This window comes from Bacteroidales bacterium, assembly GCA_013141385.1.
In the GTDB taxonomy this organism is placed as follows: Bacteria; Bacteroidota; Bacteroidia; order Bacteroidales; family Tenuifilaceae; genus UBA8529.
On record JABFRB010000019.1, the window covers coordinates 137,882 to 152,534 of the forward strand.

Consider the following 14,653-nt stretch of genomic DNA (forward strand, 5'->3'; position numbering starts at 1 on the left):
TAGAAGTTATTTGAAATTAAGCATCAGAATTCTAAATATCCGTGACTTGTTCATCTTTACTTCAAAAATCCTAAATCGTTAATCGATATTCGTAAATCAACTCTTTAAAGATTATAATAAGTAGCAACTTGGGTTAATATTTGTTTAGAGATTCTTAGAATAAATAATATATCTAATAAGCATAAACCCGAACTATACAGATTCATGCTCGGTTCTTTTGATAATCTCATTCTGTAATGCCTCGCCGAGATCGTTAAAATAGTCGGAATAACCAGCAACTCTAACAATCAGGTCTTGATGTTTTTCAGGATGTTTTTGTGCATCCCTCAGTGTTTCAGCATCAACTACATTAAACTGAATGTGATGCCCATCGAGTTTAAAGTAACTACGAATAAACCAAACCAGCCTATCCATGCTTTCTTCATCCTTAAAGAATGAGGGTGAAAACTTCTGATTTAGTAGCGTTCCTCCTGTTTTGATATGGTCGATTTTTGCAGCCGATTGAATAACACCTGTTGGCCCTCTCCTATCGGCACCCTGAACGGGGCTTATTCCCTCACTTAGCGGTTCTTTTGCTAAACGTCCATCGGGCATAGCACCTATTTTGCTCCCAAAATAAACGTGACTTGTTGTTGGCAGCATGTTAATTCTGAATACACCTCCCCGTGATGTTGGGCGACCATTCACCGCATTATAGAAGCTATTGAAAACCATTACTGCATGACGATCCGCATAATCGTCATTATTTCCCCATTTGGGTGTTTCATAAATCACATCGTAACGAAGCTGATCATACCCTTCGAAATTGGAATGCAACGCTTTAAGTAATTCCTTTATGCTGATTTTTTTATCTTCATAAACCTGCTTTCTTATTACAGTAAGGTTATCGGTAATACTACCCAGCCCAACACCCTGAATGTAACTAGTGTTATAACGTGCTCCTCCCGCATTGTAGTCTTTACCGTTTGCGATGCAATCTTCGGTAATAAGCGATAAAAGAGGAACAGGCATATATGTAGCCCAAAGTTTCTCGATGATATTATTCCCCTCAATTTTTATATCGATGAAATAGTTAAGCTGCTTTTCGAATGCGCCGTATAGCTCATCAAATGATTTAAAACTCTCGGGATTACCAGTTGTTAAACCTATCTGTTTTCCTGTCATTGGGTCTACTCCGTTGTTAAGAGTAATCTCAAGTATTTTATTCAGGTTGAAATAGCCCGTAAGGATATACGCCTCAGTACCAAACGCTCCCGTTTCAACACACCCGCTTGCGCCACCATTTCGGGCATCAACTAAGGCTTTACCTTGACTCAACAATTGCTGTATTATTGCATCAGTATTGAAAAACGACGGCTGTCCAAATCCTGTTTTGGCAATCCTAACGGCACGCTTAACAAACCTGTCGGGATTTTTCTTACTTATTTGAACCATGGAACTAGGCTGAAGCAAACGCATCTCCTCAATAACATCAAGCAGTAAATAGGTAAGCTCATTAACGGCATCGCTTCCATCCTCCTTAACGCCACCAAGGTTGATTAGAGAAAAATCGGTATACGTGTTGCTCTCCTCCGCAGTAACGCCCATTTTTGGGGGCGATGGGTGATTGTTAAATTTTACCCAAAACGATTGAAGGATCTCTGTTGCGCTCTCTTGGGTAAGAACTCCGAGATCGATTTCCCGTTTATAAAAAGGGAACAGATGTTGATCGAGTCTTCCCGGGTTAAATGAATCCCAAGGGTTTAATTCTGTAATTATACCAAGATGAATGAACCAGTAGTGCTGAAGCATCTCATGAAAAGTTGATGGTGCCTGAGCAGGTACTTTCCGGCAAATTCTTGCCATTTCGATTAACTCTTCCTTTCGAACAGGACTTTTTTCCCATAAAATCATTCTCTCCAGCTCATCGGCATATCGATTTGCAAAAAGGATAATTGTATCAGCAGCAATATCCATAGCCTTAAGCTCCTCTCTCCGCTCAATTGCTCTAGAATCGTTCTTAAAATCTAACTTGGCAATTGCCTGTTTAATGTCCTCCTTATAATCGAGCATCCCTTTTTGAAAAATCTTTTTGCTAGCTACGGTATGCCCAGGAGCTCGCTGTTCCTGAAATTCAGTAAATACCCCAGCCTCGTAAGCTTGTTTCCACTCAGGACTAAGATTTTCGAAAATTCTATCGCGTTGTGTCCTCCCTTTCCAGAATGGAATAATAGTATCATCATACACCTTACGGGTTGCAGCATCAACCTTAAATGATACTTTAGGGCGAGAGTTGATAATTGCCAAATCGGGTAGAGTATGTAAGCTTACCTCTGGGTAGGTTGATGTTGCTTTTGGTGCTGGGCCACGCTCCCCAACAATCAACTCCCCATCGTTAATGCATATCTTCTTATTAGCCATGATATGCTTAAATGCAAGCGCTCGCTGCACAGGAATGGAGTGCTTTTCTGCTTCGCCCGATTTGTAAAATTCGGTAACGAGTAAAGCCCTTTCGGGAGAAAAAGTATTAATTGCCCGTAGGCTTTGTTCTCTGAGTTTGATGATTCTATTGTTCATAACATTATTTTTTAATCTTTTAAAACCCCAACCCCTTAAATAAGGGGCTATAATTTGAGAGTCCCATATTGCAAGTCGGGAGGTTTAACCACCTACAGAAACTATTGGAACTACTTCTTTGAAGTAACTCTTAATCTGTTCTGCTTTCTGATTATCGTATGTTTCAGCATTGCTTAATGTATAATTCTTCCCAAACCGCTCGTATTTACTCTTTGCAATATTATGGAAGGGAAGAATATCAATCCTTTGAATTTGTGGATATTTACGAATAGTTTCTCTTAAAAGTTTTAGATTTTTATCGGTATCGGTAATATTCTGAATTAAAGGAATTCGAATGATTACCTTTTTATTCGATTTAACAATTAAGTCGAGGTTTTTGAAGATAATTGAGTTTGATACTCCCGTGTATTTCTTGTGTTCATCCTCAGAAATTAGTTTGATATCAAAAAGAAAAAGATCCGTTAATGGGATAATACTTTCCATAACCGTTTGTGTTGCAAAACCGCTTGTATCAATTGCTGTATGAATTTCCTTGGCTTTGCAAGCCTTTAGCAATTCTCTTAAAAACTCGGGTTGCGATAGTGGTTCTCCACCCGAAAAGGTAACGCCTCCCTTTGATTCATCAAATATTGAAATATCTTTTTCAACCTCTTGAAGAACTTCGCCAACGCTCATTCTATTGCCAATAGTCTCGACAAACTCAAACTCTTTATCGTCCAAACGATGAATGCGCATGCAGGTTTCTGCCTCGAACGATTGACTCTCGGGGTTATGACACCAAGCGCAACTTAACGGGCAACCTTTAAGAAAAACGGTTACACGTAACCCAGGACCATCGTGAACAGAGAAATGACGTATATCGAACACTAAACCATTCATTATTAAATATATAAGAGGGGTAAAAATCTTAAATGCAGGGATACACTAATCCGAAAAGGACTTTAGGTGTATAGAGGAATGGTTAAGAGATAAAATCAACAAATCCAACAGGAGAATAAACCTTTGCCGTTACTATGATAGAGTGTAGATGTAATTAAATTGATCATCCGTTGTTTTATTTGTACAAATATAATACTTCATTAATGCTGTTTGCAATGATATTAATCAAGCAACCAGATAATACATAGTCGAGTGCTCTATTATTCAAACGTTCCGAGTATATCATGTTGTAATACTTTTGATACTATAAAACCTTATGATAAGTACTTATCTAACATCGCAAATAATTTGTCCTGTAGAATTGGTTTAGATATATAATCATCACACCCAGATTCAAGGCAAATTTTTTCATCGTTTTCCATTGCATAGGCTGTTTGAGCAATTATTGGAATATCTTTATTAATCTTTTTAATCTCTTGCGTTGCTTTTAGACCATCCATTACGGGCATTTTAATATCCATTAAAATTAAATCTATGGGATTACTAGTGGATTTCTCGATGGCTTCTTTTCCATTTTCAGCACGCAATATCCTTACATTTGTTCCTTTTAATAATACTTCAATAAGTCTAAAGTTACTATCCTCATCCTCTGCAACCAGCAATGTTTTTCCAGTCCAGTTATACTCCATAAAATTTTTTTGAGTAGATTTAACTCTTTCCTCTTGGCTAACAATTACTTCAATCGGTATTGTAAAAAAGAATGTTGAACCGTGGTTTTTTTCAGATTCGACATAGATCTCACCCTCCAACAATTTAGCAATACTATTACATATTGCCAATCCTAATCCAGCACCACGATATAACTTTGTGCCATCATTTTCAATTTTAGCAAACCGGGCAAAAATTAACTTTTGCTCTTCTTGGGTTAAACCAATGCCGGTATCTTTAACGTAAAATTTAATGGTTGGCTTTGCTCGGCTACTATCGACAAGGTAGCCAAATTCAACATATCCTTTTTCAGTAAATTTTAAAGCATTATCAATAAGATTTGTAATTACTTGCTGTGTGCGAAAAGGATCTGTATAAATATAGAAAGATGGCGAATCAACACCAAGGTTCAGTCTCAAATCAATATCGGCATTGGTAATTGATACTTTCTTTTGTAAATAGATTGTACGGAGCTCTGTTAAAAGTTCATTGATATTGCATTTTTTCTTGTTTACTGTCATTTGTCCTGCTTCAATTTTCGCAATATCAATTATATCATCAATTAGCTGAAGCAGTGTGTTTCCATTATTTACTATTAAATGAATAATTTCTTCTTTATCCATTTCATTAATATCTTGTGCTTTAAGTAAAGTTGAAAATCCTATTATTGCATTCATGGGGGTGCGAATCTCATGCGACATATTTGCTAAAAATGCTGATTTAAGTCGATCTGATTCTTCTGCTTTGTTTTTTGATATCTCCAATTGAGCTGTTCGTTCATTCACAATTCTCTCAAGATGATTTCTATGGTTCTCAATTTCTTCTTTTTGTGATGTTATCTCTTCATTTTTCTGTATTATTTCATTTTCGGCTTCTTTCAATTTAGATATGTTAGAATCAATAGCAACAAGTTTTTCAATCCCACCATCCGAATTAAGAATGGGGGTAATTGTTGTTTGGATATAAATTATGCCTCCCGATTTTGTTTTAGCGGTTGACTCATATTCAACTGAATGTTTGGTATCAATACACTCCTGAATAGCCGCCTTAATTTTGGATACTGAATTAGGTTCAAAAACATCTGTGATCTGTGATAAATAAATTTCTTCTTTGGTATACCCGTATAGTCGGGTTAACCCATCATTAACCCATAATAGATGACCCTTTTCATCCATTATCATAATAGCATTGTCTGTTTCTCGGGCAACAATTGATAACTTTTCCAACTCTTCATTAATCTCCATGAGTATTTCGGATTTCTCCCGAAGTTCTTCACTTTGCGCAGCCATTTCCTCTGCTTGCGATTGGATTTCTTCTTTTTGTCGTCGTATCTCTTTTGTACGAGCAAATACAGCCCTTTCAAGTTTAAGTTTTTGATAGATTAATATTCGAGAATAAAACCTTATTGAGTAAATGAACAGTCCAATAATTATGAGGCTATAAATTATGTAAGCCCATATCGTTCTAAACCATGGGGGAAGAACTGTAATTTCAAATTTTGCTGTTGAACTTTCTTTATCAAAAATGTTTAGAGCTTTAACCCTAAAAATGTAATTTCCTTCTTTAATCTTTGTGTATTCTTTATATGTTGTAGTAGACCAGTCTGACCAGGAGTCATCAAATCCTTCTAGTTTATAGCTATATCTAGTATCCTCTTCTTTATCGAAAAAAGGTGCTGCAAAATCAAACCTGATGCTATTAAAGCGGTAATCAACGTTTTTAACTCTTTTGCCATTATTTGTTTCTCCCCAAGAGATAATACTATCTTTACCTGTGCTTACTTTTCTTATAAAGCAATTAAAATCTAAATCATAATTTTCAATATCTTTTGATGGATCGTATTTGAATAATCCCTCATTTGAACCAATCCAAATAGCACCATTATCATCTACATGCATTGCTGATATTGACGCCAACTCGGGTAATCGCCGGAAGGGTTTATAGTTCCATGAAAATCCGCCTTCTGTTAAGGGCACTAAATACCCAATACCTCCATCTCTTGTATTGGTTGAACTAATATAAATATTGCCATTGGGAGATTCTATAAAATTTTTAACTCCAATTTGCCCATTGCAAAAGAATCTTCCTAATTCGCAAAAAGGTTCAAATCTATCGTTTGAAGGGTTATAAACATATACTCCCTTTTCTGTTCCAAACACAACTCTTCCATTATAGTAAAATGGCCTACAGTCCTTTAATCCGGGCAATCCATCTGCCAGCTTATAATACTTAATTTGTTTTGGTTTTAGAATTGACCTATTGTTTACAGATATTCTTAAAACTCCATTCGTAAATGTGCCCAACCATAAGTCCCCATCTGAATCTTCGATAATACTTCGAATGTCGTCACATACACCCTCCCATTTGCCTTCGTTTATCCATTGACCATTTTCATACAGTAGGCTAATAAAATCTGTAAAACCATCGGTACTAAAAATCCTATTCGGATTTTTTTTAGATTGAAAGATATAAAAAGCGTGAAGGTTTCCTTTGTATATCTGCCTAGCAACATCACCTTGAATTTGATAAATTCCTGTTTGTGTTCCCGCTAGCAGCATTTCATTAAACCGCTCACTCTTATTCTTTAGGAGATTTTCATCATTTGGAATTTTGAAATGAGCTAACTCCCAGTTCTGACCTGTAGGTATGTTTTTAACAATTAACAACTCTGAACTTTTCGACTCGTCTTGTTCTGAATATATTGTTGGAGGTAATAAAAAGTAAATGTATTGATTTGTGGCAACATATAGGGTTTTATTAAATCGAGTTATATCATAAATATTCCCTTTAAGTCCATTGCTTTTATCCCAATATGAAATATCAAGACTTTGTTCAATTTTTGATATCCCCTGACTTAATGTTAACCATATATTTTTACTATAATCGGTTGTATTTCCAATAATTAGATCGTTCAGTAATCCCTTTTTCTCATTATACCATTGTAAAAGGTCTCCTTTAGGGCTTATCAATAACGCTCCCTTTCCCATTGAACATAAAAGATAATTTTCGCCAACTTTCTCCGCAGCATAAATATTATTACCTTGAATGAATTGATTGGGTGCTTCAAATGGCATCAATGAATTTTTGCTTTTGCCATATAAGTCAAGCAAATACAACCCTTTAGTTCGTGTTGAAATTAAAACTCTTGAACTATCAAATGGTAGTGCTGAAAGAAAACTATTTTCAATAAAAAATTTAGATTCTGGAATAGGAATCAAGGCCTTATCCGTGACTTTAACAATTCCCATTAATGAATGCAGAACATAATACTCATCATTAAAAACAAATGGAACATAAAAACTGCATCCCGCTTCGGGCTTAATCGTTTTAATTGTATTTGAAGCTTTCGAATACCGAAAAATACTCTTTTCAGTAAAGAAATAAATATCACTTCCCACCAAATTGGCATTCCATACACTTCCAATTTTCAAGGTTGAATCACCTAATAAATTTAAAAGACTTCTATATACTGTTTTACCATTATTGTCAGAATATAGGTAACCAAAATCATCAATAGTTGTAAGATAAACCCTCCCGTCTTTGTCCTTCACCAGACTATATACTTCCGTTTTTTTTAGATTTGGAATTCCCCTCCAGGTTGTCCCATCGAATTCGAGTACACCATAATCGGTAACACCAAAATACATAAAACCCCTATTATCCTGTATGGCACTAAAAATTTGTGGTGAAAAATTATATTCTTTAGGAAGATAATTACGAATTATCGGAAATCCTTTTTCTTGAGCCAATCCAGTTGTTAGCTGGAACAAAATTAATATCGAGTAAAAGATATATCTCATCTGTTTAAATTAAACTAACTATTTGTTTTACAACAGCAATTCTATTCAGTATAAACGAAGATTTGTTGTTACCTATGATGAACCCCAAAGGACTCAGCGAAGCTAAATGTCCATAATTTAATTATTCCTTTTGGTGTGCTTTTGCTCATGGACATTCCATAGTACTATCAACCTTTTCGTAACCCTCTATGTCCAATTTATACAAAAAAAACAATCCTTTATGCTAAAATTTATCAAAAGCCACTCATTTATATACAATTATTAATTAGAATTTGTTTCATTATAAAGGTTTATTCGTCAATATAAATATTTTCGAGTGTACAACTCCCTATTTTATTGAGATTATGACATGGCAAATAATTCTGCAATAATTTGATTAGTAGAATAAGTGAATCCTTGTATAAGCAACTTTAGTATTAATACTAAAGAAAAGGAACTACCTCAACTAAAAGAACTTAAAGTGCTAGTAACAGAGATACTATAAATGGAACTAAAATAGTGAGCACAATCCCATGAAAAAGTGAAATTATTGCATATTCCTTCCCCGATACTGTTGTTATAATAGGAAGTGTAGTATCCATACTTGTTGCACCGCCAGAGCAGATGGGTGCTATTTTTCCAAAAAAAGTTACCATTATTGGGGCTAGTAAAAGTGTCATAATCTCCCGCATTACATTTGATAACAATGCAACCACGCCAATTGTTTTGCTGTACGTTTCGGTTATTATTATACTCGACAAACTATAATAGCCATACCCGGCACCAACTGCTTGAACTTCTTTAAATGATAATCCGGGTAATATTAAAAAGATCAATGAAATCCCCAGTGCCGTTCCAACAATGGTTGTAAGAGGGATCAATATTATTTTAAGGTTAAAACTTTTAAGAACTTCAAATGCTTTTGAGTCCGCACCTATACCGATACCAACTAAAAACATCAGAAAATATAACGTATAACTGCTGTAATCGTTTTTAATTAAAAAATCGGGTAGAGCATTAGAATAACCTAACAATAGACCAACAGAAAAAAAACACAAAATAGTAAGACTTCCCCTCATTACCTTTCCTTGCTTTTAAAGAATTTAGTGTAAGTAAACCAAGCCAACAGAATACTGCCAACTACACCTCCAGAAGAAATTGCAAGAGCTTTTAATCCAAGCGTGGGTAAACTTTTCATAATCGTCTCATTGGTTCCAATACTAACTCCAAGCACAAAAAGTAAAAGGTAGATTGCCCACATAGTAAGCCTATTATTTATTTTAATAAGCATTGCTTTATGCCTTAAAAAATATCCAAGGATAATCCCCACAGTCATTATCGCAACAACTACTAACATAATAATTCTACCGTTTTATCTTTTTCTGCATGAAACTCCAGAGGGTTTCTATTGTCTTACTCCTAAATATATTTCACCAAAGAGGTGATGGATATTTCCTTTCACTCACAAGTTCTTTTAAACGACTCATAACCATTTGTTTGTCGCCAGGATATGTTACTCCAAACCATTCAGCCTTTGTTGGAAGAACTTCGCAGGTTGCTTTTTTATCAACAATTAGATTATTAACCGCAGTTGGTATATAAAACTCAGCTTTAGCATTTGTAATAGCACCCGAAAAAAATCCGCTCATCATATTTTCAATATGATTAAAGAAATCGGGAGTAAATCCCCAAAAGTTCATCGATACAGAAAGATTCTCATTAATCTCTACATTATTACCCTGTTCATTGCGAAAGCAAACTTTTCCGTTTATTCGTTCAATTTGTGTATGCTCAACTACCGTTTGAAGCATTGCTTTTTGATCGGTTGTACACACTCCCCTCGAAACAGAACCCTGCTCCGATAGCGTATTCCCTAATCTGTAACCAACCATAAAATAGCTGCCCTTTGCAAGGTTCGGGTTAGAAAGTGCTTTGGCAAGTACCTGGAATGAATCTGCTCCATAAAAATCATCGGCATTAATTGCAGCAAATGGTTCATTTACAACATTTCGAGCAACCCAAACTGCGTGAGCAGTACCCCATGGCTTAGTACGCTCGGCGGGGCAATTAAATCCCTTCGGGAGCATATCCAACTCTTGAAATACAACTTCAAAAGGTATTTTGCCAGTAAATCGTTTCCCGAAAACATCCATAAAATCCTTCTCGATATCTTTCCTGATTACAAAAACCACCTTTCCAAATCCGGCTCTCATGGCATCAAAAACCGAATAATCGATAATAGTTTCACCATTAGGACCAAGAGCATCTACTTGTTTTAGGCTACCATATCTACTCCCCATACCAGCAGCAAGAATAATAAGAGTTGGTTTCATTCGTACAAAATATTTAGTAAGTTAAATGTTAGTAAGTTACAATCTCGATTTTAACAAACACTATCGAGCGAATGAACCCCGTAGGGCTCGCCGAAGGCAAACACCCATGTTATGTTCATTGGTATTTGTGTTAATACACATTGTGGGTGTTTCATTTTAATATTCAATTAATTTATATTTCATTTATTTTCAGGCAAATGATAATTTATACCTTTTGCGAAAAAGTCGCAAAAGATAAGAATAATTTAGAATCCTATAAAATGAAATGATTCTTTACTCAATTCTCCTCCCCGCTAATCACGTCAATATATGTTGTTTCACCAATTGCAGGTTCATTGGAGGCTCTTGATCTGATCATTACGCATTTTTTGCCTTTCTTGTAACAGCTAACCATTTCTGAAAGCCTAGATGTATCGACTTGAAAACCCTGAATCACTAAATATTTTGATATTTGGTTTGCTACTTCTATCATTTCTGTTAAGCCATCGTACTTTAGCGTAACTTCTGTGGTTATTTTACTCCACTTAACAGATGAAGTAGTCCAGTCTTCGACAAATGGTTCCTTTTCTGAAAATACTACGTTAACACTATTTTTTATTTGATCAAGAATTTCGACATCACTTATGTCTGTCGCAGGAGTTTTTCCATCACCAGAACTAATGTCTCTAATATATTTCTCATCTCCATTATTAAAAATTAATGTGTCTCCAATAAAGTTAACCTTTAATTTAGTTGATGTTCCATCATCAAAATTGATAGTTAATTCATCCCCCTCAATAGTCCATGTGCCTGATGCGGCTAAGCGATCGTAAGTAAATGCTGAATAAACAAACTCACTATCTACTTTTTCGAGTTGAATATTTTCATTTTCTCCAATAACCGTTTTCCAATAACCCATTACCTGTTCTGGGCTAATTGTGTTCTTTTTCCCATTGCATGAGCTTATTAGAATAACCCCCAGAGCTATTATGATAAATTTTAATGCCGAGATTTTCATTTCAATATTTTTTATTGAATAAAAATAAGTCAAAATAATGACTTTTAAAATATTCCTGTTAATTAATGAAAAAGCCATTGTTTAAACTTATAACAATGGCTTAAATCAAAATATTTTTATAATTATTGCATCACTGGAATAGTGCCGTAATTTCTACCTATTAGAATTCCTGCTAAAACAGTAGCAAGGATTGCATAAATTGCTATTACCACTAACAGACTTACAACAAAATAGGAGGTTACCTTATCATCAGGGGTTTTCATCATCGGCTTAATGCCTATATAAAGTAAATAAAGCCCATAAATTCCAACTATAGCAAAAATGCCTAAAGCAGGAATTGCCTGGAAAGCACCCGCTAACATAACCGGTGTATATGAGTAAATAACAAGTTGCATCGCCTTACGGAGATCTTTGGTGGAGCCAAAGTTAGGTGCAAGAGCATCAATAATGTACGCAGAAATACATACACCAAGGAAAGTCGAAACGAATGTAATTATTGCTTGTTTAATACCCCAACTTAGTGATGGGCCAAAGATACTTACACCTATTACACCATAACCAATAAAGGCAGCAATAGCTGGGATCAATGCTAGTGGAATCAAATAAGTAACAATTAATGATATAGTTGATGTTGTTTCCTGCTCAACAACCGTCCACTCATCCTTAGGCTTAAGGATAATGCCTTTAACTCGTTCAACAATATTCATGATTTCAAATTTTAGGGTTTAGAATTAAAGTATAAATTTAAAAAGTATTATGAATGGGTACAATATATTAATAGTTTTTGTGACTCACAAAGAAAACAGATATTGTGTTGAATTATAGCTCTTCCTGACTTCTGACGTTTAGTGCGGTAGCAAACTCCCCGATTTTTCGTATTAGAGGATTAAAGTTCCTGAGAATTGCATAATTAGTCAAAAAAAGAATATGTTTTCTTTTTGGGTTCTCAAATAATTAAAATCAAATTGAGTGAGACTAAGCGAGAAAAATAGAAAATGAGCGTTAGTGCGGTAAAACACAAAATTCACAATTTTAATTGACCAATAACCAAATACATAAAAAACACTAACACGCTAAATTTCAAAAGCGTCAGAAGTCAGGACTCACAAAGAAAACAGATATTGTGTTGAATTATAACTCTTTTAAAAAAAGTTGCCCCCAGTAATTCCTAAATTGTATATTTGCCACAGAAATACTGAAAGAATGGCCTTAGTAATAAAGAACGAACCTCGCTGGTATGCAGCGTATACAAAACCCCGAAACGAAAAAAAAGTTTTTGAGAGATTAGAATCAACCGGGATTGAGGTATACCTTCCCCTTCAACGCCGTTTAAAGCAGTGGAGCGATAGAAAAAAACTAGTTGAAGAACCTTTATTCAGATCTTACATATTTGTTAGAATTACCCCAAAGGATTACTACAATGTTTTGAATACTTTTGGCATTGTTAGGTATATTACTTTTGAAGGAAAGGCTGTTCCAATTCCTGATAATCAGATAAATATCATCAAACAATTACTTGAACAGGATGTAGAGATTGAATCCGTTGAAGAAGAACTTGAACCAGGAGCACTAGTAGAAGTTAAATTTGGCTCATTTATTGGATTAATTGGTGAGCTGGTGGAACATAAAGGGAAGAAAAAGGTGATTATTCGTATAGATCATATATCCCATTCCTTACTCGTATCATTACCAGCCCAGTATATAACAAAAGCTGTGGCAAAATAGTTTTATGTACGCTTAATGGGGATTTTTTCTACTCTCCGGGAATGACGACCATCCTCAAAGACGCTTTCAATAAAAGTTTTTACAATCTTTTTGACCTCTTGAATATCAACAAACCTTGCTGGGATTGCACAAATATTTGCATTGTTATGTTGGCGAGCTAAGCGAGCAATTTCATCGGTCCAGCAAAGTGCTGAACGAATTCCTTGGTATTTATTTGCCACAATGTTTACCCCATTTCCACTCCCACAAAATATTATTCCAAAATCATATTCTCCATTTTCAACAGATTTTGCTAATGGGTGAATATAATCAGGATAATCCACACTTTCCTCGCCATGGGTTCCAAAATCCCAAATAGAATAGCCTAATTCTTCTAAGTAATTTTTTATACTCTCTTTGGTTCTATAACCCGCATGATCACAACCAAGAGCAATTTTGTATATCTTCATTTTTGAGTATTTTTGCAAAGATACTGAATTTACAGATCTATTTCAACCAAAATCAAATGGCAGGAATTTACATACACGTACCTTTTTGTAAAAAAAAATGCCTGTACTGTGATTTCTACTCCATTGGAACTTCAAACAAGATTTCCGAATTCCCTTTACTCATTGAGAAAGAACTTCTTTTAAGAAAAGATTTTATTGGTGATATTCCAATAGATACCATTTACCTGGGCGGTGGTACCCCGTCGCTACTATTACCCGAAGCGGTTTCTCATGTGCTAAATAGTATATCAAAAACCTTTTGCGTATCAAAGAATTCAGAAATTACAATTGAGACCAACCCCGACGATTTAACTAAAGATCTATTATTGAACTACTATGACGCAGGGGTTAATCGAATAAGCATTGGTATTCAGTCATTTATAGACAAAGAGCTTCTTTTTTTAGGTAGAAGACATAGTGCTTTAGCCGCAGAAAAATCAGTTGAACTTTCGCTAAATGCTGGATTTAAGAATATTAGCATCGATTTAATTTATGGACTTCCAGACTCTACAATAATTAACTGGGAATATAATCTTAGAAAAGCCTTTTCATTAGATATTAAGCATCTTTCCTGCTACCATTTAACCTACGAAAACAGCACTGTTTTATATCGCAAATTGAAAGAGAATAAAATCAAAGAGATTGATGAATCAGTAAGCGTTCAGCAATTCAATCGTCTTCGAGAATTGGCTAATCAGAAAGGTTTTATTCATTATGAGGTTTCAAACTTTGCAAAGGAGAGTTTCAATTCTCGGCATAATACTTCGTACTGGCAGGGAATACATTACCTTGGATTAGGTCCATCGGCACATTCTTACAATGGCATACAAAGGGAATGGAATCCAAATTCCTACCTAGAATGGGAATTAGGGATAAAATTAAATAAACCAGCAACCCAATTTGAAAGTATTGATACACGAACCCGTTTCAATGAATTACTGCTTACCCATCTGAGAACTACATGGGGTGTAGATCTTGACTACTTATCGAAGGAGTTTAGCAATGCGATGGTTGAGAAATTGCTTATTAACGCCAAAATTTATCTTAAAACTTCAACCCTAGTAATAAAGAATAACCATCTTTTAATCCCTTCTGAGCATTTCTTTATTAGCGATGGTATTATTAAAGATTTACTAGATGTTGACTAGGTATCTTCCGATAGAACTACTTTAATTACTGAACCATCTA

Annotated in this window: 11 protein-coding genes; 2 read left to right on the plus strand and 9 right to left on the minus strand. The window is 35.0% G+C overall.

What is annotated here, in order from left to right; genetic code table 11:
• Positions 1-192: 192 nt before the first annotated feature.
• The 8 genes from HOO91_11490 to HOO91_11525 form a co-directional block, all read right to left on the minus strand.
• Positions 193-2,556, minus strand: coding sequence for a glycyl radical protein (locus HOO91_11490; GenBank protein NOU18168.1), 2,364 nt, complete (start codon positions 2,554-2,556; stop codon positions 193-195).
• Positions 2,557-2,640: 84 nt separating this feature from the next.
• Positions 2,641-3,435: a glycyl-radical enzyme activating protein gene (locus tag HOO91_11495; protein ID NOU18169.1), complete on the minus strand. Its 795-nt coding sequence runs from the start codon at positions 3,433-3,435 to the stop codon at positions 2,641-2,643.
• A gap of 314 nt (positions 3,436-3,749) precedes the next feature.
• Complete coding sequence (locus HOO91_11500; protein NOU18170.1) at positions 3,750-7,943, minus strand: response regulator; 4,194 nt, start codon at positions 7,941-7,943, stop codon at positions 3,750-3,752.
• Between the two features lie 455 nt (positions 7,944-8,398).
• Positions 8,399-9,001 (minus strand): lysine exporter LysO family protein, encoded by a 603-nt coding sequence (locus HOO91_11505; protein NOU18171.1) that lies wholly within the window; start codon positions 8,999-9,001, stop codon positions 8,399-8,401.
• On the minus strand, positions 9,001-9,279 hold the full coding sequence (locus HOO91_11510; GenBank protein NOU18172.1) for a LysO family transporter: 279 nt from the start codon (positions 9,277-9,279) through the stop codon (positions 9,001-9,003). The genes HOO91_11505 and HOO91_11510 overlap by 1 nt, the downstream gene beginning before the upstream one ends.
• A 73-nt stretch (positions 9,280-9,352) precedes the next feature.
• Positions 9,353-10,255 (minus strand): nucleotidyltransferase, encoded by a 903-nt coding sequence (locus HOO91_11515; GenBank protein NOU18173.1) that lies wholly within the window; start codon positions 10,253-10,255, stop codon positions 9,353-9,355.
• Positions 10,256-10,532: 277 nt separating this feature from the next.
• Entirely contained in the window at positions 10,533-11,252 is a 720-nt protein-coding gene (locus HOO91_11520) for a hypothetical protein (GenBank protein NOU18174.1), read from the minus strand.
• Positions 11,253-11,374: 122 nt separating this feature from the next.
• Entirely contained in the window at positions 11,375-11,959 is a 585-nt protein-coding gene (locus HOO91_11525; GenBank protein ID NOU18175.1) for a DUF1282 family protein, read from the minus strand.
• A 496-nt stretch (positions 11,960-12,455) separates the two neighbouring features.
• Between HOO91_11525 and HOO91_11530 the strand changes: the two genes are divergently transcribed.
• Positions 12,456-12,977: a UpxY family transcription antiterminator gene (locus tag HOO91_11530; protein NOU18176.1), complete on the plus strand. Its 522-nt coding sequence runs from the start codon at positions 12,456-12,458 to the stop codon at positions 12,975-12,977.
• A 2-nt stretch (positions 12,978-12,979) separates the two neighbouring features.
• On the opposite strand, the gene rpiB is transcribed toward HOO91_11530, so the two are convergent.
• Positions 12,980-13,426 (minus strand): ribose 5-phosphate isomerase B, encoded by a 447-nt coding sequence (gene rpiB / locus HOO91_11535; protein NOU18177.1) that lies wholly within the window; start codon positions 13,424-13,426, stop codon positions 12,980-12,982.
• A gap of 56 nt (positions 13,427-13,482) precedes the next feature.
• Between rpiB and hemW the strand changes: the two genes are divergently transcribed.
• Positions 13,483-14,613, plus strand: coding sequence for a radical SAM family heme chaperone HemW (hemW, locus tag HOO91_11540; protein ID NOU18178.1), 1,131 nt, complete (start codon positions 13,483-13,485; stop codon positions 14,611-14,613).
• Positions 14,614-14,653: the final 40 nt, after the last annotated feature.